Source organism: Pseudoalteromonas sp. S2721, assembly GCF_005887425.1.
Taxonomy (GTDB): Bacteria; Pseudomonadota; Gammaproteobacteria; order Enterobacterales; family Alteromonadaceae; genus Pseudoalteromonas; species Pseudoalteromonas simplex.
On sequence record NZ_PNCZ01000028.1, the window covers coordinates 1 to 21,294 of the forward strand.

General features: G+C 42.4%; 31 protein-coding genes. 10 read left to right on the forward strand and 21 right to left on the reverse strand.

Annotated elements, in window-relative coordinates; all coding sequences use genetic code 11:
• Positions 1 to 421: 421 nt before the first annotated feature.
• From rplQ to CWC02_RS11595, 18 genes are all read right to left on the reverse strand, one after another.
• Positions 422 to 823, reverse strand: a complete 402-nt coding sequence (rplQ, locus tag CWC02_RS11510; RefSeq protein ID WP_004589197.1) for a 50S ribosomal protein L17 — start codon at positions 821 to 823, stop codon at positions 422 to 424.
• Between the two features lie 39 nt (positions 824 to 862).
• The gene (locus CWC02_RS11515; RefSeq protein ID WP_004589198.1) at positions 863 to 1,849 is read right to left on the reverse strand and encodes a DNA-directed RNA polymerase subunit alpha; all 987 of its coding nucleotides are present in this window, start codon (positions 1,847 to 1,849) and stop codon (positions 863 to 865) included.
• A 24-nt stretch (positions 1,850 to 1,873) separates the two neighbouring features.
• Positions 1,874 to 2,494: a 30S ribosomal protein S4 gene (gene rpsD / locus CWC02_RS11520; RefSeq protein WP_036974007.1), complete on the reverse strand. Its 621-nt coding sequence runs from the start codon at positions 2,492 to 2,494 to the stop codon at positions 1,874 to 1,876.
• Positions 2,495 to 2,515: 21 nt separating this feature from the next.
• Positions 2,516 to 2,902: a 30S ribosomal protein S11 gene (gene rpsK / locus CWC02_RS11525; RefSeq protein ID WP_036974009.1), complete on the reverse strand. Its 387-nt coding sequence runs from the start codon at positions 2,900 to 2,902 to the stop codon at positions 2,516 to 2,518.
• Between the two features lie 13 nt (positions 2,903 to 2,915).
• Positions 2,916 to 3,272, reverse strand: coding sequence for a 30S ribosomal protein S13 (gene rpsM, locus CWC02_RS11530; protein WP_036974011.1), 357 nt, complete (start codon positions 3,270 to 3,272; stop codon positions 2,916 to 2,918).
• A 128-nt stretch (positions 3,273 to 3,400) separates the two neighbouring features.
• A complete protein-coding gene (gene rpmJ, locus CWC02_RS11535) occupies positions 3,401 to 3,514 on the reverse strand; it encodes a 50S ribosomal protein L36 (RefSeq protein ID WP_002959476.1) in 114 nt (37 codons plus the stop codon).
• A 22-nt stretch (positions 3,515 to 3,536) separates the two neighbouring features.
• Positions 3,537 to 4,865, reverse strand: a complete 1,329-nt coding sequence (gene secY, locus CWC02_RS11540; RefSeq protein ID WP_036974013.1) for a preprotein translocase subunit SecY — start codon at positions 4,863 to 4,865, stop codon at positions 3,537 to 3,539.
• A 10-nt stretch (positions 4,866 to 4,875) separates the two neighbouring features.
• Entirely contained in the window at positions 4,876 to 5,310 is a 435-nt protein-coding gene (rplO, locus tag CWC02_RS11545) for a 50S ribosomal protein L15 (RefSeq protein WP_054554386.1), read from the reverse strand.
• Positions 5,311 to 5,314: 4 nt separating this feature from the next.
• The gene (gene rpmD / locus CWC02_RS11550; protein WP_016710201.1) at positions 5,315 to 5,497 is read right to left on the reverse strand and encodes a 50S ribosomal protein L30; all 183 of its coding nucleotides are present in this window, start codon (positions 5,495 to 5,497) and stop codon (positions 5,315 to 5,317) included.
• A 3-nt stretch (positions 5,498 to 5,500) separates the two neighbouring features.
• Positions 5,501 to 6,007, reverse strand: coding sequence for a 30S ribosomal protein S5 (gene rpsE, locus CWC02_RS11555; protein WP_036974018.1), 507 nt, complete (start codon positions 6,005 to 6,007; stop codon positions 5,501 to 5,503).
• Positions 6,008 to 6,016: 9 nt separating this feature from the next.
• Positions 6,017 to 6,367 (reverse strand): 50S ribosomal protein L18, encoded by a 351-nt coding sequence (gene rplR, locus CWC02_RS11560; RefSeq protein WP_036974021.1) that lies wholly within the window; start codon positions 6,365 to 6,367, stop codon positions 6,017 to 6,019.
• Positions 6,368 to 6,376: 9 nt separating this feature from the next.
• Complete coding sequence (rplF, locus tag CWC02_RS11565; RefSeq protein ID WP_054554387.1) at positions 6,377 to 6,910, reverse strand: 50S ribosomal protein L6; 534 nt, start codon at positions 6,908 to 6,910, stop codon at positions 6,377 to 6,379.
• A gap of 13 nt (positions 6,911 to 6,923) precedes the next feature.
• Positions 6,924 to 7,316, reverse strand: coding sequence for a 30S ribosomal protein S8 (gene rpsH, locus CWC02_RS11570; protein ID WP_054554388.1), 393 nt, complete (start codon positions 7,314 to 7,316; stop codon positions 6,924 to 6,926).
• Between the two features lie 21 nt (positions 7,317 to 7,337).
• On the reverse strand, positions 7,338 to 7,643 hold the full coding sequence (gene rpsN / locus CWC02_RS11575) for a 30S ribosomal protein S14 (protein ID WP_054554389.1): 306 nt from the start codon (positions 7,641 to 7,643) through the stop codon (positions 7,338 to 7,340).
• Between the two features lie 10 nt (positions 7,644 to 7,653).
• Entirely contained in the window at positions 7,654 to 8,193 is a 540-nt protein-coding gene (gene rplE, locus CWC02_RS11580; RefSeq protein WP_058586187.1) for a 50S ribosomal protein L5, read from the reverse strand.
• 16 nt (positions 8,194 to 8,209) lie between these two features.
• Positions 8,210 to 8,524: a 50S ribosomal protein L24 gene (gene rplX / locus CWC02_RS11585; protein WP_054554391.1), complete on the reverse strand. Its 315-nt coding sequence runs from the start codon at positions 8,522 to 8,524 to the stop codon at positions 8,210 to 8,212.
• Between the two features lie 10 nt (positions 8,525 to 8,534).
• Entirely contained in the window at positions 8,535 to 8,903 is a 369-nt protein-coding gene (rplN, locus tag CWC02_RS11590) for a 50S ribosomal protein L14 (protein WP_010378257.1), read from the reverse strand.
• A gap of 275 nt (positions 8,904 to 9,178) precedes the next feature.
• The gene (locus CWC02_RS11595) at positions 9,179 to 11,122 is read right to left on the reverse strand and encodes an AsmA family protein (protein ID WP_138618378.1); all 1,944 of its coding nucleotides are present in this window, start codon (positions 11,120 to 11,122) and stop codon (positions 9,179 to 9,181) included.
• Between the two features lie 230 nt (positions 11,123 to 11,352).
• Between CWC02_RS11595 and CWC02_RS11600 the strand changes: the two genes are divergently transcribed.
• The 4 genes from CWC02_RS11600 (at position 11,353) to CWC02_RS11615 (ending at position 14,265) form a co-directional block, all read left to right on the forward strand.
• Positions 11,353 to 11,772, forward strand: a complete 420-nt coding sequence (locus tag CWC02_RS11600) for a hypothetical protein (protein ID WP_138618380.1) — start codon at positions 11,353 to 11,355, stop codon at positions 11,770 to 11,772.
• An 8-nt stretch (positions 11,773 to 11,780) separates the two neighbouring features.
• The gene (locus CWC02_RS11605; RefSeq protein ID WP_138618382.1) at positions 11,781 to 11,981 is read left to right on the forward strand and encodes a helix-turn-helix transcriptional regulator; all 201 of its coding nucleotides are present in this window, start codon (positions 11,781 to 11,783) and stop codon (positions 11,979 to 11,981) included.
• Positions 11,982 to 12,132: 151 nt separating this feature from the next.
• A complete protein-coding gene (locus tag CWC02_RS11610; protein ID WP_138618384.1) occupies positions 12,133 to 13,299 on the forward strand; it encodes a hypothetical protein in 1,167 nt (388 codons plus the stop codon).
• A 288-nt stretch (positions 13,300 to 13,587) separates the two neighbouring features.
• Positions 13,588 to 14,265 carry a TorF family putative porin gene (locus tag CWC02_RS11615; protein WP_054554395.1) on the forward strand — a complete coding sequence of 226 codons (678 nt, stop codon included), beginning with the start codon at positions 13,588 to 13,590 and terminating at the stop codon, positions 14,263 to 14,265.
• 65 nt (positions 14,266 to 14,330) lie between these two features.
• On the opposite strand, the gene CWC02_RS11620 is transcribed toward CWC02_RS11615, so the two are convergent.
• Positions 14,331 to 15,224: an aldo/keto reductase gene (locus tag CWC02_RS11620; protein ID WP_138601069.1), complete on the reverse strand. Its 894-nt coding sequence runs from the start codon at positions 15,222 to 15,224 to the stop codon at positions 14,331 to 14,333.
• A gap of 170 nt (positions 15,225 to 15,394) precedes the next feature.
• Here CWC02_RS11620 and CWC02_RS11625 point away from each other — a divergent pair, with 170 nt between their 5' ends.
• From CWC02_RS11625 to CWC02_RS11640, 4 genes are read left to right on the forward strand one after another with little or no spacing between them, the layout of a single operon-like run.
• On the forward strand, positions 15,395 to 16,105 hold the full coding sequence (locus CWC02_RS11625) for a YIP1 family protein (RefSeq protein WP_138618386.1): 711 nt from the start codon (positions 15,395 to 15,397) through the stop codon (positions 16,103 to 16,105).
• Between the two features lie 48 nt (positions 16,106 to 16,153).
• On the forward strand, positions 16,154 to 17,320 hold the full coding sequence (locus CWC02_RS11630) for an efflux RND transporter periplasmic adaptor subunit (RefSeq protein WP_054554397.1): 1,167 nt from the start codon (positions 16,154 to 16,156) through the stop codon (positions 17,318 to 17,320).
• Positions 17,320 to 18,027, forward strand: a complete 708-nt coding sequence (locus CWC02_RS11635; protein ID WP_138618388.1) for an ABC transporter ATP-binding protein — start codon at positions 17,320 to 17,322, stop codon at positions 18,025 to 18,027. Before CWC02_RS11630 ends, CWC02_RS11635 begins: the two co-directional genes overlap by 1 nt.
• Complete coding sequence (locus CWC02_RS11640; RefSeq protein ID WP_138601053.1) at positions 18,020 to 19,258, forward strand: ABC transporter permease; 1,239 nt, start codon at positions 18,020 to 18,022, stop codon at positions 19,256 to 19,258. Before CWC02_RS11635 ends, CWC02_RS11640 begins: the two co-directional genes overlap by 8 nt.
• Here CWC02_RS11640 and CWC02_RS11645 read toward each other — a convergent pair whose 3' ends face one another.
• On the reverse strand, positions 19,259 to 19,582 hold the full coding sequence (locus CWC02_RS11645) for a Bor/Iss family lipoprotein (protein ID WP_138618390.1): 324 nt from the start codon (positions 19,580 to 19,582) through the stop codon (positions 19,259 to 19,261).
• Complete coding sequence (locus tag CWC02_RS11650; RefSeq protein ID WP_054554401.1) at positions 19,579 to 19,893, reverse strand: Bor family protein; 315 nt, start codon at positions 19,891 to 19,893, stop codon at positions 19,579 to 19,581. Before CWC02_RS11650 ends, CWC02_RS11645 begins: the two co-directional genes overlap by 4 nt.
• 175 nt (positions 19,894 to 20,068) lie before the next feature.
• Between CWC02_RS11650 and CWC02_RS11655 the strand changes: the two genes are divergently transcribed.
• Both CWC02_RS11655 and CWC02_RS11660 read left to right on the forward strand, forming a co-directional pair.
• The gene (locus tag CWC02_RS11655; protein WP_138618392.1) at positions 20,069 to 20,923 is read left to right on the forward strand and encodes an endonuclease/exonuclease/phosphatase family protein; all 855 of its coding nucleotides are present in this window, start codon (positions 20,069 to 20,071) and stop codon (positions 20,921 to 20,923) included.
• Positions 20,924 to 20,931: 8 nt separating this feature from the next.
• Positions 20,932 to 21,294, forward strand: coding sequence for a YfeK family protein (locus CWC02_RS11660; protein ID WP_138618394.1), 363 nt, complete (start codon positions 20,932 to 20,934; stop codon positions 21,292 to 21,294).

Genomic DNA, 21,294 nt, shown 5'->3' on the forward strand with positions numbered 1-21,294 from the left:
CGTCGTTTTGCTTTTTTGTAAGCAGTCCGCCGTGTCGGTGGATGCGCATTATAGGGAGATCCGAATTGAGATCAACTGTTTTTTGAAGTTTTTATGAAAAAAATAACTGTTCGCGCAAAATACGAACGAAACGGGTAAAAATAACACTAAATTACTCGTATTATGGCTATTTAGGCAGTGTTTTTTATAAATGAGCTTGTATTTAAGTTGTATAGAAGGTGATTTAACTATAAAAGAACGCGAATTGATCTTTATATGTGATCTTAATTGCTGGGTGCTAGGTGCTAGGTGCTAGGTGCTAGGTGCTAGGTGCTTCAAGATTGTATGGTAATGTTTGGGGTTGATAGAGCTGTTTTATTGATAGTGAATTTTAGAAAGTAAAAAGCCGAGCATAAGCTCGGCTTTTTGGTGTCTTTACGACTTACTCTGCAGACTGCGCGTCTTCTTGAACTTCTTCGTTTGTCGCTGGGCGACCAACTAGTTCAATATAAGCCATTGGTGCATTATCACCAGCACGGAAGCCACACTTAAGAATACGAGTGTAACCACCAGGACGGTCTGTATTACGTGGACCGATTTCGCTGAATAATTTACCAACTACTTCATTATCACGCGTGCGAGCAAACGCTAAACGGCGGTTTGCTACACTGTCAGTCTTAGCCAGTGTGATTAAAGGTTCAATTACACGGCGCAACTCTTTAGCTTTAGGCAAAGTTGTTTTGATGATTTCATGTTTCACCAAAGAACCAGCCATGTTGCTGAACATCGCTTTGCGATGGCTGCTGTTACGGTTTAATTGACGACCACTCTTACGATGGCGCATGACCCTATCCTTCTAACTAAACTAATATAGTGATTTAGATTATTCAGCTAGGCTTGCAGGCGGCCAATTTTCTAGGCGCATACCTAGAGAAAGACCACGTGAAGCTAGCACGTCTTTAATTTCAGTTAGAGACTTCTTACCTAAGTTAGGCGTTTTAAGAAGCTCAACTTCAGTGCGCTGAACTAAATCACCGATATATTGAATTTGCTCGGCTTTCAAACAGTTTGCTGAACGTACTGTTAGCTCAAGATCATCAACTGGACGAAGCAGAATAGGATCGAATTCTGGCTTCTCTTCTTTCTCTTCTGGCTCAGTTACATCACGTAAATCTACGAATGCATCTAATTGCTCAGCTAAGATAGTAGACGCACGGCGGATCGCTTCTTCAGGATCTAAAGTGCCGTTTGTTTCCATATCAATGATTAACTTGTCTAAGTCTGTACGTTGCTCAACACGGGCTGATTCAACCGAGTACGCAATACGTTCAACTGGGCTGAATGATGCATCAAGCAGCAGACGACCAATTGGACGCTCATCGTCATCAGAGGATAAACGACTAGATGCCGGCACATAACCGCGACCGCGCTCAACACGAATACGCATGCTGATCTCGCTGCTATCTGTCGTAAGGTGACAGATAACGTGATCTGGGTTGGCGATAGTTACATCACCATCGTGCTGAATATCAGCCGCAGTCACAGGGCCTACACCAGATTTAGTCAGGGTCAGAAAAACTTCATCTTTGCCTTCTAAAGTTACTGCTAGACCTTTAAGGTTTAACAGAATTTCAATGATGTCTTCTTGTACGCCCTCTTTCGCGCTGTACTCATGCAATACACCGTCGATTTCTACTTCAGTTACTGCACATCCAGGCATAGATGATAACAGTATACGGCGTAAGGCATTACCCAAAGTGTGACCAAAGCCACGCTCTAATGGTTCTAAAACTACTTTAGAACGCGTTGGGTTGATAGCGTCGATATCGACTAACCTTGGTTTTAGGAATTCGGTAACAGAACCCTGCATTTTATCCTCTCTTAACTCTTAACTTTACTTAGAGTAAAGTTCGACGATTAGTTGTTCGTTAATGTCCGCAGACAGATCTGAACGCTCAGGTAGGCGCTTGAAGCTACCTTCCATTTTCTTACCGTCAACTTCAACCCAAGTCGGCTTTTCACGTTGCTCAGCCAACTCTAGAGCAGCGATGATACGTGCTTGTGTTTTTGACTTCTCACGAATTACAACAGTATCTTCTGGAGTAATTACGTATGAAGGAATGTTCACAACACGACCATTAACTAAAATCGCTTTGTGGCTTACTAACTGACGTGCTTCAGCGCGTGTGCTAGCAAAACCCATGCGATATACAACATTGTCTAAACGTTGCTCTAAAAGCTGTAACAAGTTTTCACCTGTATTACCTTTAAGGCGAGCAGCTTCTTTGTAGTAGTTACGGAATTGCTTTTCTAATACACCGTAGATACGACGTACTTTTTGCTTTTCACGTAGCTGTAAACCGTAATCAGATAAGCGACCTTTACGAGCGCCGTGCTGACCAGGTGCAGTCTCAAGTTTACACTTAGAGTCGATAGCTCTTACGCCGCTCTTAAGGAACAGGTCAGTACCTTCACGACGACTCAGCTTGAGCTTAGGGCCCAAATATCTTGCCATGTTATTTCTCCTAACCTATTGTTAAACGCGACGTTTCTTCGGTGGACGACAACCATTATGAGGGATTGGCGTCACGTCAGTGATGTTGGTGATACGGTAACCAGCAGCATTCAAAGCACGTACAGCAGATTCACGACCTGGACCTGGACCTTTGATGAAAACTTCTAGATTTTTTAAACCGTATTCTTGAGCAGCAGTACCTGCACGCTCTGCAGCAACCTGAGCCGCGAATGGAGTAGATTTACGTGAACCACGGAAACCTGAACCACCTGCTGTTGCCCAAGATAGTGCATTACCTTGACGGTCGGTAATTGTTACAATAGTGTTGTTGAAAGAAGCATGAACGTGAGCCATACCATCAGCAACTTGCTTTTTAACCTTCTTACGACGAATTGGTGCTTTAGCCATAATCTACCCCACCTTATTTCTTGATAGGCTTGCGAGGACCCTTACGAGTACGCGCGTTAGTCTTAGTACGTTGACCACGTAGTGGTAACGAACGACGGTGACGTAGGCCACGGAAACAACCAAGGTCCATAAGGCGCTTGATATTTAATGTAACTTCACGACGAAGGTCACCTTCTACAGTGTACTTGCCAACTGCTTCACGCAATACGTCAAGTGTTTCGTCTGAAAGTTCACCGATTTTTGTGGTCTCGGCGATACCAGTCGCTGCTAAGATAGCCTTAGAGCGAGTCTTACCTATGCCATAAATAGCAGTTAAACCGATAACTGCGTGTTTATGATCAGGGACGTTAATGCCAGCGATACGGGCCACTAACACATCTCCTATATTTGAATTTGGTAATCATCTGTTTGAAAAGCCCGTAAGGATACTCAAACGAAGACCAAATCACAACTAAAAACACAGGCCGAGTAAATAACTCAGCCTGCACGACTGTTTAATTAGCCTTGCCTTTGCTTGTGCTTAGGCTCACTGCAAATTACGCGTACTACACCAGCACGTTTAATAACTTTACAGTTACGGCATATTTTCTTAACGGAAGCACGTACTTTCATTGCTCAACTCCGTAAAATGACCTTATCGACCGTAGCCTTTAAGGTTTGCTTTTTTCAGCACAGAATCATACTGATGTGACATCAGATGCGTCTGTACTTGTGCCATAAAGTCCATGATTACAACAACGATAATCAAAATTGATGTACCGCCGAAATAGAATGGCGTTTGCCATGCCATAGTCATGAATTCGGGCACCAGACAGATAAAGGTTATATACAAAGCACCTGCCAATGTCAGGCGTGTCATCACTTTATCAATGTATTTAGATGTCTGCTCACCTGGACGAATACCTGGGATAAATGCGCCAGATTTTTTCAGGTTATCTGCTGTTTCACGCGGGTTAAATACCAACGCGGTGTAGAAAAAGCAGAAGAAGATAATAGCCGCAGCTAAAACCATCGCATATAAAGGTTGACCTGGAGTCAACGTTGTAGCGATTGCTTGTAGCACATCAGCGACCGGACCTTCACCCTGGCCGAACCAGCTTGCAATTGTACCAGGGAACAGAATTATACTGCTAGCAAAGATTGGTGGAATAACACCCGCCATGTTTACTTTCAGTGGTAAGTGCGTGCTTTGAGCAGCAAATACCTGACGACCTTGTTGACGCTTTGCGTAGTTAACGACGATACGACGTTGGCCACGTTCAAAGAATACAACTAGGTAAGTAACAGCGAATACGATTACAGCAATCAATAACAGTACAAGTACATTCAGATCACCTTGGCGCGCCATTTCGGCTGTCGAACCAATAGCAGACGGCAGGTTAGCTACGATACCAACAAAAATCAGAACTGAGATACCGTTACCGATACCACGTTCTGTAATTTGTTCGCCCAACCACATTAGGAACATAGTACCAGTTACTAAACTCACTACAGCAGTGAAGTAGAAACCGATACCTGGGTTAACAACTAACCCGTCCATCATGCCCGGTAAGCTGGTAGCAATACCGATTGATTGGATTGTAGCAAGCACAAGCGTGCCGTAGCGTGTGTACTGGCTAATTTTCTTACGCCCTTGCTCACCTTCTTTCTTAAGCTCTATAAACGGCGGATACATATGCGTTAATAGTTGCGTAATAATCGAAGCCGAGATGTACGGCATAATACCCAGTGCTAACACTGAAGCGCGCTCAAGCGCACCACCGCTGAACATGTTAAACATTTCAACAATGGTGCCCTTTTGTTGCTCGAAGAAATCGGCAAGTACAGCGGCGTCAATCCCAGGGATCGGCACGAATGAACCTAGACGGTAAATAATGATAGCACCTAATACAAATAGTAATCGACGCTTCAATTCCGAAAGCCCACTTTGTGCACTTTTCATATCTTGACCTGGTTTAGCCATTAGTACTTCCTTAGTCTTCTACCTTGCCTCCGGCAGCTTCGATAGCTTCGCGAGCACCTTTAGTCACTTTAAGACCTTTAACGGTAACTGCGCGTGAAACTTCGCCAGATTTAACTACTTTAACGAACTGGATGTTCTTTTTAACTAGACCAGCTGCTTGTAACGCGTTTACGTCTACTACATCGCCTTCAACTTTAGCGATTTCAAAAAGGTTAACTTCAGTAGATACTAATGATTTACGTGAAGTGAAACCAAATTTAGGTAGACGACGTTGCATAGGCATTTGACCGCCTTCGAAACCAACGCGTACTTTACCGCCAGAACGTGATTTTTGGCCTTTATGACCACGGCCACCAGTCTTACCAAGACCAGAACCAATACCACGACCTAGACGTTTCTTTTCAGTTTTTGCACCAGCAGCAGGTGAAAGTGTATTCAAATGCATCGAATTAACCCTCAACCTTTACCATGTAAGAAACTTGGTTAATCATACCACGCACACATGCTGTGTCTTCTAACTCAACAGTGTGATTGATACGACGTAGACCAAGACCGCGTAATGTAGCTTTATGCTTCGGTAAACGACCGATAGAGCTCTTTACTTGTGTTACTTTTACAGTTTTATTAGCCATGGTTTACCCCGTGATTTCGTCAACGCTAAGACCACGTTTAGCAGCGATTGACTCTGGAGAGTTCATGTTCTCTAGAGCAGCAATCGTTGCACGAACGATGTTGATCGGGTTAGTTGAACCGTATGCTTTTGACAATACGTTCTGTACACCAGTTACTTCTAGTACTGCACGCATCGCACCACCGGCGATGATACCTGTACCTTCAGAAGCAGGCTGCATGTATACTTTAGAACCCGCGTGGCGACCCTTGATTGGGTGCTGTAGCGTGTTACCGTTAAGGTCTACACTGATCATGTTGCGACGTGCTTTTTCCATTGCTTTTTGAATAGCAGCTGGAACTTCACGTGCTTTACCATAACCAAAACCTACTTTACCTGCGCCGTCACCAACTACTGTTAGTGCAGTGAAGCTAAAGATACGACCACCTTTAACCACTTTAGACACACGGTTTACCGCGATTAGCTTTTCAGCCAAATCAGGCTGTTGTTGCTTTGCTTCTACGTTAGCCATTGTCTACTCCTAGAATTGCAGACCGGCTTCACGCGCTGCATCAGCAAGCGCCTTCACACGGCCGTGATATTTAAAGCCACTGCGATCAAAAGCAATCTTTTCGATGCCTTTGTCAGCTGCACGTTCAGCAACCGCTTTACCAACTGCTTGAGCAGCTGCAACGTTACCTGTGCCTTTAACTGTTTCGCTAATTGCTTTTTCAACAGTAGAAGCAGCAGCCAGTACAGTACCCTCAGCAGTAACTACTTGAGCGTAAATGTGACGTGGCGTGCGGTGGATAACAAGACGCGTTGTGCCTTGTTCAATATAATTTCTACGAGTGCGCTTAGCACGACGTAGACGAGCTGTTTTTTTATCCATCGTCTTACCTTACTTCTTCTTAGCCTCTTTACGGCGTACATTCTCGTCCGCGTAACGAACACCTTTACCTTTATAAGGCTCAGGTTTACGGTATGCACGGATGTTAGCAGCTGTTTGACCAACTAACTGCTTGTCTACGCCCTTAACTAGAACTTCTGTTTGGCTTGGTGTTTCAATCGTAATACCTTCTGGTACTTCGAAATTCACTGGGTGTGAGAAACCAAGAGTTAAGTCTAATACTTTGCCCTTAGCTGCTGCACGGTAACCAACACCTACTAACTGAAGTTTCTTCTCGTAACCTTCATGCGTACCAACAACCATGTTGTTGATTAGAGCGCGAGCAGTACCTGCTTGTGCCCATGCATTAGCTACGCCTTCACGAGGTAAAGTTGTAATAACGTTGTCGTTAACTTGTACTTCAACAGCGTCGTTGATTGTACGAGTTAATTCACCGTTTTTGCCTTTAACTGTGATGTCCTGGCCTTTTAATGTAACTTCTACACCGGCAGGAACATTGATTGGTGCCTTTGCTATGCGAGACATAGTTCCCCTCCGATTAAGCTACAAAGCCAATGATCTCACCACCAACGCCGGCACTACGTGCTGCGCGGTCTGTCATTAGGCCTTTAGAAGTTGATACGATAGCGATACCAAGACCACCCATTACCTTTGGTAATTCGTCACGTTTCTTATAGATACGTAGACCAGGGCGGCTAACACGCTGGATGTTTTCAATAACAGCTTTGCCTTCGAAATATTTTAAATCGATAGAAAGCTCAGGCTTCGCTTCACCGCTTACAGCGTAATCTGCGATATAACCTTCATCTTTTAATACTTTAGCTACTGCTACTTTCAGTTTTGAAGTTGGCATCGTTACTGATACTTTCTTCGCTGACTGACCGTTACGGATACGTGTAAACAAATCCGCAATAGGATCTTGCAAGCTCATAGTCTTACTCCCGTGATACTATTACCAGCTAGCCTTTTTAAGGCCAGGAATTTCACCGCGCATAGCTGCTTCGCGAACTTTAATACGGCTCATGCCGAATTTGCGAAGGTAACCATGTGGGCGGCCCGTAACGTTACAACGATTACGTTGACGTGAAGAGCTAGAATCACGTGGTAAAGCTTGTAGCTTTAATACCGCGTCCCAACGATCATCGTCAGATGTATTAACATCACTGATGATAGCTTTTAGTGCCGCACGCTTTTCAGCGAACTGAGCAACTAATTTCGCACGCTTTGCTTCGCGCGCTTTCATAGAATTCTTTGCCATAACCCTACCCTTATTTCTTGAATGGGAAGTTAAACGCTTCTAACAACGCACGGCCTTCATCATCTGTTTTCGCAGAAGTAGTGATTGTGATATCTAAACCGCGAACACGGTCTACTTTATCATAATCGATTTCTGGGAAGATGATTTGCTCACGTACGCCCATGCTGTAGTTACCACGTCCATCAAAAGACTTAGCACTTACACCACGGAAGTCACGGATACGTGGGATAGCGATTGAAACCAAACGCTCAAAAAAGTCCCACATACGCTCGCCACGTAGGGTTACTTTACAACCAATTGGGTAGCCTTCACGCACTTTGAAGCCAGCAACTGATTTGCGTGCTTTAGTGATTAGAGGTTTCTGACCAGAGATTGCTTCTAGATCCGCAACAGCGTTATCTAGGATCTTCTTGTCAGCTAGAGCTTCGCCCACACCCATGTTTAATGTGATCTTTTCGATCTGAGGGACTTGCATGACAGAGCTGAAACCAAACTTCTCTTGAAGCTCAGCAACTACTTTGTCTTTATATACTTCATGCAGTTTCGCCATCATTCTACTCCAACTATTAGATAGTTTTACCAGTAGATTTAAAGATACGTAATTTCTTACCATCTTCAATCTTGAAACCTACACGATCTGCTTTACCCGTTTCCGAGTTGTAGATCGCAACGTTTGATACGTCGATAGACGCTTCTTTCTCAACAATACCGCCAGCTTGGTTCAACTGAGGAACAGGCTTTTGGTGCTTCTTGATTAAGTTGATGCCTTCGACAAATACTCGACCAGATTCAGCAACAACTGAAAGCACTTTACCGCGCTTACCTTTGTCTTTGCCTGCTAGTACGATTACTTCGTCATCACGACGGATTTTTGCTGCCATGATAGACTCCTTATAGTACTTCTGGTGCTAGTGAAACGATTTTCATGAACTTTTCAGTACGAAGTTCACGAGTCACAGGGCCGAAGATACGAGTACCAATTGGCTGTAAGTTATCGTTTAAGATAACAGCCGCATTGCTATCGAAACGGATCAAAGAACCGTCCGGACGACGAACGCCTTTTTTAGTACGCACAACTACCGCGTTTTTAACATCACCTTTCTTCACTTTACCGCGAGGAATAGCTTCTTTTACAGAAACTTTGATGATATCGCCAACCGCTGCATAGCGACGGTGCGAACCGCCAAGGACTTTAATACACTGCACTTTGCGAGCGCCGCTGTTATCAGCAACGTCCAGCTGAGTTTGCATTTGGATCATGTTAATGACCTCCGGTGTAGAAATTACAACGCGCCTTAATTTTGTTTAAAATCAAGACATTTCGGTTAAATTCCACTCAAAAAACAAGCAAGTTGTCTCTTAAGGGCGGGCAATTGTAGCAGCAATGGCAAGGAAGTGGTAGGTTATTTTTTAATTAATTTGGAATTAATCGCAATGCTTGCATTGAGGAATTACAGCAGCTTGCTGGTTTGTTATTGATTATAAAACAAACAGGACGCAAATGCGCCCTGTTTTTGACTTTAATTAAATTTTTATTAATTACCAAATAGACCTTTTAATTTGTCTTTGATTTTATCTTTAGCTTTTTCTTTGACTTCTTCTTTAGCCGCATCACTGACATCTAGGCTATAACCAACATCATGGAATGGACCTTTGATACGCAGTGGAATTTTAAAGCCGGTACTGTCATCGGTCGTGCCTTGCCCTTCGATTGAATCAACAATCCCCGTTACCAAGCGATAGTCTACATTCGTCATAGGTAAATCAACTTTACCTGAGCCTGTAATGCGAATAAGCGGGCTAAGTAGTGATAGGTCTTTATTTTCACCAACACCGTTAGTGAATACAAAACTGCCCTGCAATGCCGAGAAGTCTGTTTGCTGTGAGTTATCAAAGCCTGTATCTAAACCTTCTGATACTGCACTCAAGTTACCTTTGATAAGCTCTTTTGCTTTACGAACCATCTCTGCAATGTTGGCCCCTTTTACCGCACCATCAGCAAACTCAAAGCCTAACTTACCATTTAAAGCATTGATAAAGCTCTTTTGGCTTTGACCTGTGGTCGTTAGATCCCAATTTAGAGAGCCTTTACCCATTAACTTATCGAAACCAGCCGCATCAGTTAGTAATGGCTGTGCATCAATTTTATCTAAAGAAAAGTTAGTACTAATTTTATAAGGTGTTTGCTTGGCGTTAACGGTTATCACACCTTTACCATTGCCTTCATAAGCAACAAACTTGTCTAGACTGATTTTTGCCACTGCATTTTTTAGGTTCACCGTTAACTGGTTTTCACCAAGGGTAATATCATTTGCTTGTAAGCCACTTGAACGCACGACTACATTTGCATCAAGTGCATTTAAGCCGCTCATATCAATTGCAGTATCATCCCAAACAATTGGTTGTGCTGGCGCATCTGCTGCAGGCTCTGCTTGCTCTTGTTTAGCTACGCCTTCTGGTAGGTAAGGGTTTAAATCAAGCATGCCCAAATCAATATCGGCATTCACAGCTAAACGTTCACCAAGCTTAATATCGCTTTTACCTTTAATTTGCAGCTCATCGAGGGTGGCAAGTAGCTCAGTAAGCTTAAACTGCTGTCCTTTTAGGTGCATCGAACCTTTTACATTAAAGGCATTAAACGCATTTTCTTTTGCATTAAGCTCAACACCTTGCCAACTCGCAATATTTTTTACTGAGTCACCACTGACAGAAAGAAGCCCTTGCACGTCATTACCCATTTCTGCAATTGCACCTTTAAAATTTAAATCGACTAAACGTGAATCAACCTCAGTGCTTACATTAAAGGTTTCGCCTTCAATCGCTTTAACAGGTGTATCTAGGGTGACATCTAAATCAAAGCGCTCACCCATATAGGTAATACCGCCTTTTAATTCTAAGGTCTTACGAAGAGAAGGTAATAAGATGGCTAACTCTAAATCGCTTATCTGTTGCTTTGCCCCGGTTTTACCATCTAGATAAGTGAAAGTACCACCGTAGATTGCTACTTCACCAAGTTCGATATCAAAGTTATCTGGTAAGTTAACAGCGCCAGAACTCTTTTGCTGCTCTGTCTGTGGTTGCTCAGCAACCGCATCAAATAATTGCCAGTTTGCTTTACCATTTTTATCGGTTTCTAACAAAATTGTTGGTTCGTTAATAACGAATTTATCGAGCTTAAACTCACCGCCAAATAACGACATCCACGGGATACGGATAGCAAGTTGCTGCATGCTTGCCATATCTTTTTGCGAGCCAGTTTGCATATTGGCAAAGTGCACATCATTCAATTCGAGTTTTAATGATGGAAATACCGACAGTTTTTTATCGCCATTAATAGTCAGACTACGACCTGTGGTTTGTTCTACTTGCTCCGATACTTTATTAAATATCGCGTCTGTAGGTATTAGGAATGGTGCTGCGACTACCAATGCAATCAGTAATACGAAGATGACACCAACAATTTTCAGTAAGGTTTTCATAATCATCCTTAAAAATGGGCAAACAATGTTCTTATCATAGCGGGAGTTAGGCGCAATTGCATTGCCGAACACACAAAAAGGTTTGTAAACAAGCTTAGGTACAAGAATATGAATCAGCGCTGAAACTTTTTGATACCTATAGGTTACAAAAAGATCTTGACCGTATGATACCCTAGGGTTACATTGATACCTGTAGGTTACATTTGAGTTTAAAATAAAAGGAAACGATTATGTCTAAGCAAGATATCAAAACGGAAGAAAAGTTTATGAGTCATAACGAATGGTTTTCAATATTCATGGGAGTCACGTTATTAATTATTAGTGTTTACCCAATGCTCAAGCAAACATCTGTATTTTTACTATTTATTGGTGTTGCCGCATTTTTAGGATCTTTCTTTATGTTTGTGATTAGAGGGGGATTTACATGGAAACTTGGTTATCGCCTTACTTATAAGGATGAATTTTTAAATACGATTGATACCATCGCTTATAAACATGTTGTGCTTGGATTACTTTTTAGCATGGGGGCTATTTTTTTATTGTCTGATGAACTTGCTTTAAATGTATCTCATAGCATGATGGCCACATTTTACCTTGCCTTGATGTGTTTGATATATGGCGTATCAATTCTTTGGCAAAGTAGAGACTAGGTATAAAAGTGCAAAATAATATCGCTAAATTCCGCAAAGAAAAGGGATTATCGCAGCAAGAACTTGCTGATGCTATTGCAGTATCACGTAAAACCATTAGCACAGTTGAAACAGGCCGCTTTATACCCTCAGTGATTATCGCGTTAAAAATCGCTGCTCACTTTGAACTCAGTGTTGAGCAATTATTTACACTCGATGACCATGATTAATAAACCACGTCAGTCGCAATCTTACTTATAAATTATCAGTAAGATTGCATCATTTCATTACTTCGGTATGATGCACGACCCTGTTGTTTTTGCACCCTGTGTACTAAAATTAAACAACCCAATTTGGTCAAAACTGGAGTATCGATTAAGCATGAAGAAACTGCTTATTTCACCGTCAAAAATGGCGCTTGGCGAGCAAGAAAGTCAAATTTATCAAAATATTCTCAAGCAAGCCTCTGATATCAGCTTAAACCTTATGGCAGTTAAAGTAGAAAACCACCCTGAAGACTTTTTAGGTTGGTGCTATGAGCTATTAAGTGCAAGCCGCGATCGCATTAACTACGATCTGTTAGAAGATAAGCAATTACCCACTCTTAAAAAACTTCATGACTTATTAATTTCTGCAATCAGCTTTTTGCAGCTAAAAACATTAAGGGTTGCGCCATGGCCTGTTATTGCAGGCTTCATCGAGCAGCATAAAGAGCTTGTAGCCCTTGATGAGCAACTACGCTTAGCTAAGTACATTGCTGCAATTAAATCGCAATCCCTAAAAGAGATGATCCCAGAAGACCGTTTAGCGTTTTCAGGTAAACACAGTGCCTCGCTTGATCCAAGTAGCTATAACTTCGACGTTGAATGGTTTGCTTCTACTAAGAACGCGAAAGGTTTCCACCAAATGTTGAGTGATTTACCAGGTGCGTTCGATGAGGCGCTTGCACACATTCCACTTGAGGGTGAAGTAACGCAAGAACATTATCAGCATTTTATGGTTGCTTACTTCATGGCATTTAATGGCAGCGATGAAAAGCCAACGCTTGCTCCTGCTACTCGCTTGCTTGCGATGCGCCGACCTGACGTGTTTACACCAATCGTAAATAGTAAACTTGATGCCCTTTGTGCGGCATTAGGCATTACTAAGCTTAATAACCGTGATTTTGAGCGCTACTGGCAAGATGTTGTCGAAGCAATACATAGCATGCCTTGGTTCAAAATGGCCAGTGCAGCAAATGAGCTTGAACAATCTCTGGTTGAAATCAAAGCCCTATTGCCTAACTTCTTTTATTATGCAGATAAAAGTACCGCTGATAACTCTAACTATATTAAGTTGTTAAACAAACCTAAGAGTACCACGAGCTCAGCAGGTAAAAAGACCGTACGCCGTGGCAAAGAATCAGCAGAGATACTGGTAGACCGAGCATTAGCAAATGATGATATCCCTGAACATATCAAAGCTAAGCGCGATTCAATCATCAGTGAAGTAGAAAAAGGCCGCAGTGTTGAAGAAACCATTAGTCTAATGCGTGCAATTTTCGGCTAAGTTACTCTCAAATAAGCAAAACCCGGTTGCTTCGCAATTGTGCAACCGGGTTATTTTTTGCACCACACATGTGCGCATGAACAATTCAAATAACCATCCTTTTCACAATTAAACAAGTTTAAAAGCCTGTTTTTAAAGCCTTTAAGCATAAAATATCCCGTTAGAAATTAACTTGGCACAACCAGTGCAATATCGTATCCAGACAACACATAGAAAATGTCCTCAAATAATAACCAGACTGCAATCTGAAAATGGGACAAAATCAACATAACAACAGGATACAGAAACATGCTAAAACTAAAAAAAACGGTCGCAGCAAGCGCCCTTGCGCTATTAACTTTGAGCTCAACATATAGCTATGCAGAAGTCACAGCAAACGCTGCGGCAACTTCAAACTACTTATGGCGTGGTCAAGAGCAAGGCGGTGGTGATGCTGCAATCCAAGGTGGTATCGACTACGCAAGTGAATCTGGCTTTTATGCGGGTACTTGGGTATCGAATGCTAGCTGGGCTGACGACATGACTTACGAGCTAGACCTTTATGCTGGTTTTGGCGGTGAAATCAATGAAACCTTTAGCTACGATGTTGGCTACATTTATTATGCATACCCAGATGCAGCGTCTTACACAGATGCAGACTTCTCAGAAATCTACGGTAGCATTAGCATGGGTAGTTTCACCTTTGGTGCAGCTGTCCTAGCAACATCAGCAGCAAGCGGTGACGGTACAGATTTTGGTGATTCACTTTATTTAAATGCTGACTACAGTTTCCCAGTTGGCAGTACCGGTGCAGAAATGGCCCTTCACTTAGGTCATTACTCAGGGGATTTCATTGGTGATGATGACATCATCGACTACGGTGTTTCAGTGTCGAAAGACGGCTTTACTTTCGGTCTTTCAGACAACGACATTGATGGTTCAGATGTAAAAGTGTACGTCGCTTACGCGGTTGACTTCACTTTATAAAGAATGTGTTACTTGCTGCAACACGAAGGGCCGTTAAGGCCCTTTTCTCATTTATATCAATACACTTATGGTACACTATGACCAGTTGAGCCTTGCCAAATGCGATACCATTGTTCACGGTTCATAGTAAGCTGCTTAGCGTCAACAGCTGATTTAACACGCTCAATATTACCCGTACCAAGTACCACAGACGGTGCACTTGGGTGCATTAACAGCCAAGCATAAACAACCTGATCAATGGCTGTGGCGCCAATTTCAGCCCCAACCTGCTCCAACACTGCACGTAAACGCACCGCTTTTTCATCTTCACTTGAGAATAAGCGACCCCCAGCTAATGGAGACCAAAGCATAGGTTTGATATCAAGTAATTGGCATTGGTCTAAGCTGCCATCATCAAGGGCTTTCATCTCGTAAGGTGAAAACTCAATTTGATTAGTCACAAGCTCAAAGTCTAAACGCGACTGCAACAAGCTAAGTTGCGATGGGGTAAAATTAGATACACCAAAGTCAAGCACATCACCATTTGCTTTTAGGGTATTAAATGCTTGTGCCATTTCATCGGCGTTCATCAAGTAATCAGGGCGATGAATAAGTAATACATCTAAACGATCAGTGCTGAAGTTTTTAAGTGACTGCTGTGCCGAGGCAATAATATGCGCGGCACTTGAATCATAATGATTTGCTTTGCCTTGTAGCCCTAGGCTTGCAAACGCAGGCTTGATACCACACTTTGTGATTATTTTGATTTCATCACGAATACTTGGTTTTAGTTTAAGTGCTTTACCAAATTCAGCTTCACAACCGTATTCACCGTAAATGTCAGCGTGATCGGTATGTGACACCCCCATTTCAATTGCATTTTCTAAAAAACTTAAGCATTGCTGGGGCGTTATCTGCCAATCTAGCAAACGCCAGAACCCTAATACCAACTCATCAATACAACGATCATTGTTATTCACCATAACGACCTACTTTTCCTAATAAACTCGACTCAAATTAACTCTTTAACCATATCACAGATTTACCAATCACAGCTGTTAACATACAGTTACAAAATAGATTGCTAATTTGTTACTAAACAGGATATTTTAGTACCTAAAAACAAATGTTATAAAACAAGGAATAAAAAATGAAATCGTCAAATGTTATGACTGCTTTGGTTGATATTTTTATCAGTCCAAGCAGAGCCTTTAATGGTTTAAAAGAGGCAAAAGGTTGGTCTTTTGTTGCCTTTATTTTACTTGCCGGCATTCTCGCTGCCAGCATGTTTGCTTTTTACAATAAGGCTGACCCGCAGTTTTTAATAGATCAACAAGTGGCAGCGGCCAGTGTTGATGCCACCATTGCAGAACAAAAAATGATTCGCCAAAGCATGGAGCAAACCATAGATATGCAAGTATGGTTTGCTATGTTTGGTGGCATTATTGGTTTGGCTGTTATTAATGCTCTAATGGCAGGCTACTACCTATTTGTATCTAAGCAAGACCCAGAAGCTAATTATGGCTATGGTGCGTGGTATGGCTTTGGTGTGTGGACTATGATGCCAATGATTATTTCAAGCCTAGGTTTACTCATCTTAGTATTAACTGCGAGTACCGACCAAATCTCACAGACGTTATTTAACTATGCTTCGATTAACCAACTTTTAATTGGTTTAGAAATTGGCCACCCATTCTACACCTTACTTGAAAGTCTCAATATCTTTTCTATTTGGGGTATTTTCATCGCAGCTATCGGTTTAAAGAGCTGGACTAATTTCACTTTCAATAAGGCACTACTGTTTGCAGCCTTACCAAGTATTGTTATTTACGGTATTTGGACTGTAATCGCTCTCGTTTAATTCTGCTTTGAGCGGCAATATGCCGCTCTTAACTTCCAAGGAAGAAAGATGAAAAAAGCCATTATAATTGGCCTCGCTGTTACGGCATTTGTCGCTTTACTAATCTCAAAACAAGTCACAGGCAATAAAGATGCACCAGAAATGCATATTGCAGAAGTTGAACAAGGCAATATTGCCGATTCAATTTTAGCCTCTGGTAACCTAGTTTTTAACACCCAAGTGCAACTGCGCTCAGAAGTGACTGGCCGTGTAGCGAAAGTGTTTGTAGAAGAAGGCGAAAGTGTCACTGAAGGCGATATTCTTATGCGCTTAGATACGACCGCGTTTGAATCTGAAGTTGCCCGCAATAAAGCTGTGCTTCGTGCGACCGAAATCGATATTAAACATAGCGAAACCCGATTAAAAAATATTGAGCGCCAATTAAGCCGCCAAAAAGAGCTTTATGAAGTTGGCCTTGCTGGCCAAGAAGTGTATGAAAACCTACAAAATGCCCGCGATTTAGCAAAAATAGATATTGAAGCAAAACGTGAAGCTTACAACCAAGCCCAAGCGTCACTATTGATTGCTGAAGACCGTTTAAATAAAAGCGTGTTTCGCGCTCCAATGAGTGGCCTACTTGCTTCGGTAAATATTAAAGAAGGTGAAACCGTTATTGCGGGAACAACCAACATTATTGGCTCAGACTTGATGCTAGTAGCTGACCCCAGCGCAATATTAGCCGAACTTCGAGTGGATGAAACCGATATTGCTGGTATCAAACTAGACCAACATGCAGATATCTATGCTGCCGCTTACCCAAATCAACCTTTTACTGGCAAAGTCATAAACATTGGCACATCAGCAAAAAATCAAGCTGGTTCACAAGGCTTATCATTTAAAGTCAAGGTACTGCTTGATGCCACTGACCGCCAGCTTTATGCCGGAATGAGCTGCCGCGCAGAAATCGCCACAAGCATTGCCGAAAACGGCTTAAAACTGCCTATTGAAGCTATTCAAAAAGAGGATGATAGCTACTTTGTTTGGAAGCTTAACGCTGATAACACAGTAACTAAAACAGCTGTTACGGTAGGTATTTCTTCAGATATCGAACAAGCGCTAACCAGCGGTGTTGCAAAAGGAGATCGTATTGTTATCGGCCCAGCTAGACCACTTAGCTCACTTAAAGAGGGTGATACGGTAGCCGTTAAAAACAGCCCTGAAAAAGGTGCTAGCTAATGTCTGTGGTGATCAAACTCAGTAATATCAATAAACAATACAAAATGGGCGAACAAGTTTTCAAAGCCCTTGATGATATTAATATTGAAATTGCTCAAAATGAGTATGTTGCCATTATTGGCCCTTCCGGCTCAGGTAAATCAACCCTGATGAACTTGCTTGGCTGCTTAGATACTCCCACCAGTGGTGACTACTATTTAAAAGATAAGCTCGTAAAGCGCATGACCGAAACGGAGCTTGCTCATCAGCGTAATGAAAGTGTTGGCTTTATTTTTCAAAGTTTCAATTTATTACCACGAGCATCCGCCCTTGAAAATGTTATGCAGCCCTTAGTGTATCGATTTATCTCAGCCAAAGAGCGAAAGCAACAAGCGCTCGAATCATTACAACGGGTTGGTCTTGGCGATAAGGTGAATCACCTTTCAAGCCAACTTTCTGGCGGTCAACGTCAACGTGTCGCTATAGCTCGCGCACTAGTTACTAAGCCCCATATTCTACTTGGTGATGAGCCTACCGGTAACCTAGATAGTAAAACCACCACTGAGATCATGGCGCTGTTTGATGAGCTTCATAACGAAGGACACACCATTATTTTGGTTACTCACGAACAAGATATTGCTGATCACTGCCAACGTGTTATTCGTTTAGTTGATGGCAAAGTTGTTAGTGATACCCGCAAAGGCGAAGGAGCAAGACAACATGTTTAAATCTGCTATCGCTGTAATGGAAGGCACAAAAGCAGCACTGATGGCAATTAAAGCCAATGCAATGCGTAGTGCCCTTACCTGCTTGGGCATTATTATTGGTGTTGCTGCAGTTGTGACCGTGGTAGCAGTAATGCAAGGGTTTACCAAGCAAATTAATGATCAGCTTGCTGATATGTCTCCAGATGTCACCAATATAAAGCCTTACACTAGCGTAGAAAAAGAAATGGTAGGGCAACAAGCAAAGTTAACCTACAGCGACTTTCTAACTCTAAAAGCACGCGTGAAAGAAGCTGAAACCTTTACTGCGCTTATGTTTACTTGGCGCTTTTCGGGTGCAGCAGAGTATGGCAATAAAAGCCATGCTTCACGGGTAATGGGCACAGAGCAAGACTACCAAAAAGCTTACCGCACCTACCCAGAACTCGGCCGATTTATTCGCGCAGAAGATGATGCAAAACGCCGTAGAGTGGCGTTTATTGGCCCTTCAATTATCGAAAAGCTTAACCTGCCTGAAAACCCTGTAGGTGAATATATCAAACTCGGTGGTGAGTGGTTTCGCATTATTGGTGTTGCTGAAAAACAAGGTAGTTTATTAGGTTTTGACCAAGACGATTACATTAATATTCCGATAAGTACCATGAGTGCGCTAGAGGGCGGCAGTGTTGATACCAATGTACAAATGATGTTTCGTTTGAAAGACGATGCTAACGAAGCGCAAGTACTGGCTAAAATTCGCCGCATCTTACGTCAATTACATAAACTGAAAGACGGTGAAGATGACGACTTTGAATTTGAAACCGCCGAAAAAGCCCGTGCTAATATCGATAAATTTACCGGAAGTGCAACCGCAATTACCGCGGGGATCGTAGGTATCAGCCTGGTAGTTGGTGGTATCGGAGTGATGAATATCATGCTGGTTTCGGTAACAGAACGTACGCGTGTGATCGGCACTTTAAAAGCATTAGGGGCAACACCTGGTTTTATTATGCTGCAATTTTTAGTTGAAGCGGTGGTGCTATCACTGTTTGGTGGTTTAATTGGTTTAGCGATAGGCTACGGTGCTGCGGCACTAATTTCAGTTTTAGTGCCGAGCATGCCAGATGCCTACATACCGGGTTGGGCGATTATGCTGTCATTTGGCTTTACTTCATTGATTGGTATTGTGTTTGGCTTAGCGCCCGCTATTAAAGCGGCACGCTTAAACCCAATTGATGCACTGCGTTATGAATAACTAGTCTGGCTTATAAGCTACTTGAGCGCAGCTTATTTCAACTGTTTTCGGGTACCAAATAGGCCCAACTTGGTTTACTGCAGCTTCAGCTAAACCATTGGTGAACGACTTATAAGTGTGAACGGTTTGCCATTCGGAATCAGGGCACTCCTCAGATAGGTCGACAGGCTCTGAACCTTCGTAAAGCGCCGCGGCAAAGTTATGATGCCATTGCTCTGTTGCAGGCGCTTTATTGGCTTGTGCAGCACTGCCATTATCAAAGTAGATATTTGTGCAACCACTTAAGGTTGCCACTAACACAGTTGTTGCTAGTAGGCTTTTCATAATTGTTGCTCCTGTGCTTGTTGCTCACACCATACTTTTACTGTGTGAGGAGCATAAATTCCGAGTGTAACGAGTCCTAATGCGCCATCAGCGAATGTTTGTTGCGATTGCATTTGGGCAACTTTTTTATCTTGGCAAATAGCCTTTACATCAACGCGCTCTTCACCAACGAGGCCCCACAAAAAGAATGGTCGGCTATCTTGGTAATCAGCTTTAGTAGCTAATTTATTGGTTGTTTTTTCTGGCACTATGGTGACTGATGAACACGCTGTCACCGATAAGGCAAGCAGCATACAGGCCATTTGTTTCATGAGTAGTTCCTTTGTCTGAGTTGTTAAGCTCAGTAAGTATAAGAATATGAGTACTCATTTTGGGTAAGAAAGCGTATAGAAATTGTAGGAAATACTACAGTTTCTAACATTTAGCCTTTGAACTAAACTGGGGCTATCGACGACTAACTCTCAAGGAAAGTAACTAAAGGTCATTATGACGGCATATCTACGAATATTTTTATTACTTGTGTGTTTAAGTGTGCTGTCTTGGTATAGCTTTTCAAGCGATCCTAGCTCTGATGAGCAACAAGGTATAACCAAAACCGCTGTGAACCTTGCTAATTGCCAACAGCAGTTAGCACAAAGTCGTATGCAAACTTACGCTGAACATTATATTTTGCCCTATCAGTTCAAGTTATTGAGTTGGAATATTTACAAGGCGCAAATAGATGGCTTGCTCACCGATTTGCAAAACCTAAATGCCGATGCTGATATTGTGTTACTGCAAGAAGCTATCGAAGAACCTGCGCTTACAAAGCTCAAACCTTATTGGCGATTTGCTAAAGGGTATAAGAGTGGTGGCGTGCAATCTGGGGTTATGACACTCAGCCGCTGGCCAGCTACGGTGCATTGCACACTCACCCACAAAGAACCTTGGCTACGGAGCCCAAAAGCCACCAATATTGTGGAGTATGCACTGCCAGATCAACAGTTATTACTGAGTATTAACCTGCATGCCATTAACTTTGCTTTTGGCGTTAGTGACTTTAAACAACAGCTAGACGATGCCGCTGCTATTATGCAAACGCATAAGGGCCCAATCGTATTTGCCGGTGATCTCAATACTTGGAGTGATGAGCGCCAAGCATTATTACAGAAAACATTAACCCAGCTAGGTTTACACGAAGCTATCTATTTAGATGATAAACGTACCAAAGCATTTGGCTTAGCGCTTGACCAAGTATGGGTGCGCGGTGTCAAAATAAAGACAACCATAGTACCTGAGCTTGCAAGCTCAGATCATAACCCAATCATTGCAACCCTGACCATAGAGCAAAAAGTACAGTGAAAATAATAATGAAAGGATATTGGTTTATCGCGTTAATGTTATTGAGCATTAGCCAACTCAGTTATGCAGCGACCCCAGAACAAGAGATAAATCACCTCATTGATTTTGTCGCTAAGAGTGATGCCGTATTTATTCGCAACGGCACAGAGCACTCAAGCCAAGATGCTGCCGAACACCTAGCTATGAAGTATCGAAAAGCAACCCGCTATGCAAAAACTGCCGAAAAGTTTATCGAAAATCTGGCGAGCAAAAGCTCATGGAGCGGTAAGCCCTATAAAGTTAAACTCAGCAACGGTAACTTAATCAATGCAAAAGATTGGTTAAGCAATGAATTAAAAGAGTACCGTCGAAACCAACATATTCATAATTAA

Bases quoted from the DNA above. Each gene is read 5' to 3' on its own strand.
- rplQ (WP_004589197.1), bottom strand. From the start codon at position 823: ATGCGCCATCGTAAGAGTGGTCGTCAATTAAACCGTAACAGCAGCCAT.
- CWC02_RS11515 (WP_004589198.1), bottom strand. From the start codon at position 1,849: ATGCAGGGTTCTGTTACCGAATTCCTAAAACCAAGGTTAGTCGATATC.
- rpsD (WP_036974007.1), bottom strand. From the start codon at position 2,494: ATGGCAAGATATTTGGGCCCTAAGCTCAAGCTGAGTCGTCGTGAAGGT.
- rpsK (WP_036974009.1), bottom strand. From the start codon at position 2,902: ATGGCTAAAGCACCAATTCGTCGTAAGAAGGTTAAAAAGCAAGTTGCT.
- rpmJ (WP_002959476.1), bottom strand. From the start codon at position 3,514: ATGAAAGTACGTGCTTCCGTTAAGAAAATATGCCGTAACTGTAAAGTT.
- secY (WP_036974013.1), bottom strand. From the start codon at position 4,865: ATGGCTAAACCAGGTCAAGATATGAAAAGTGCACAAAGTGGGCTTTCG.
- rplO (WP_054554386.1), bottom strand. From the start codon at position 5,310: ATGCATTTGAATACACTTTCACCTGCTGCTGGTGCAAAAACTGAAAAG.
- rpmD (WP_016710201.1), bottom strand. From the start codon at position 5,497: ATGGCTAATAAAACTGTAAAAGTAACACAAGTAAAGAGCTCTATCGGT.
- rpsE (WP_036974018.1), bottom strand. From the start codon at position 6,007: ATGGCTAACGTAGAAGCAAAGCAACAACAGCCTGATTTGGCTGAAAAG.
- rplR (WP_036974021.1), bottom strand. From the start codon at position 6,367: ATGGATAAAAAAACAGCTCGTCTACGTCGTGCTAAGCGCACTCGTAGA.
- rplF (WP_054554387.1), bottom strand. From the start codon at position 6,910: ATGTCTCGCATAGCAAAGGCACCAATCAATGTTCCTGCCGGTGTAGAA.
- rpsH (WP_054554388.1), bottom strand. From the start codon at position 7,316: ATGAGCTTGCAAGATCCTATTGCGGATTTGTTTACACGTATCCGTAAC.
- rpsN (WP_054554389.1), bottom strand. From the start codon at position 7,643: ATGGCAAAGAATTCTATGAAAGCGCGCGAAGCAAAGCGTGCGAAATTA.
- rplE (WP_058586187.1), bottom strand. From the start codon at position 8,193: ATGGCGAAACTGCATGAAGTATATAAAGACAAAGTAGTTGCTGAGCTT.
- rplX (WP_054554391.1), bottom strand. From the start codon at position 8,524: ATGGCAGCAAAAATCCGTCGTGATGACGAAGTAATCGTACTAGCAGGC.
- rplN (WP_010378257.1), bottom strand. From the start codon at position 8,903: ATGATCCAAATGCAAACTCAGCTGGACGTTGCTGATAACAGCGGCGCT.
- CWC02_RS11595 (WP_138618378.1), bottom strand. From the start codon at position 11,122: ATGAAAACCTTACTGAAAATTGTTGGTGTCATCTTCGTATTACTGATT.
- CWC02_RS11600 (WP_138618380.1), top strand. From the start codon at position 11,353: ATGTCTAAGCAAGATATCAAAACGGAAGAAAAGTTTATGAGTCATAAC.
- CWC02_RS11610 (WP_138618384.1), top strand. From the start codon at position 12,133: ATGAAGAAACTGCTTATTTCACCGTCAAAAATGGCGCTTGGCGAGCAA.
- CWC02_RS11615 (WP_054554395.1), top strand. From the start codon at position 13,588: ATGCTAAAACTAAAAAAAACGGTCGCAGCAAGCGCCCTTGCGCTATTA.
- CWC02_RS11625 (WP_138618386.1), top strand. From the start codon at position 15,395: ATGAAATCGTCAAATGTTATGACTGCTTTGGTTGATATTTTTATCAGT.
- CWC02_RS11630 (WP_054554397.1), top strand. From the start codon at position 16,154: ATGAAAAAAGCCATTATAATTGGCCTCGCTGTTACGGCATTTGTCGCT.
- CWC02_RS11635 (WP_138618388.1), top strand. From the start codon at position 17,320: ATGTCTGTGGTGATCAAACTCAGTAATATCAATAAACAATACAAAATG.
- CWC02_RS11640 (WP_138601053.1), top strand. From the start codon at position 18,020: ATGTTTAAATCTGCTATCGCTGTAATGGAAGGCACAAAAGCAGCACTG.
- CWC02_RS11645 (WP_138618390.1), bottom strand. From the start codon at position 19,582: ATGAAAAGCCTACTAGCAACAACTGTGTTAGTGGCAACCTTAAGTGGT.
- CWC02_RS11650 (WP_054554401.1), bottom strand. From the start codon at position 19,893: ATGAAACAAATGGCCTGTATGCTGCTTGCCTTATCGGTGACAGCGTGT.
- CWC02_RS11655 (WP_138618392.1), top strand. From the start codon at position 20,069: ATGACGGCATATCTACGAATATTTTTATTACTTGTGTGTTTAAGTGTG.
- CWC02_RS11660 (WP_138618394.1), top strand. From the start codon at position 20,932: ATGAAAGGATATTGGTTTATCGCGTTAATGTTATTGAGCATTAGCCAA.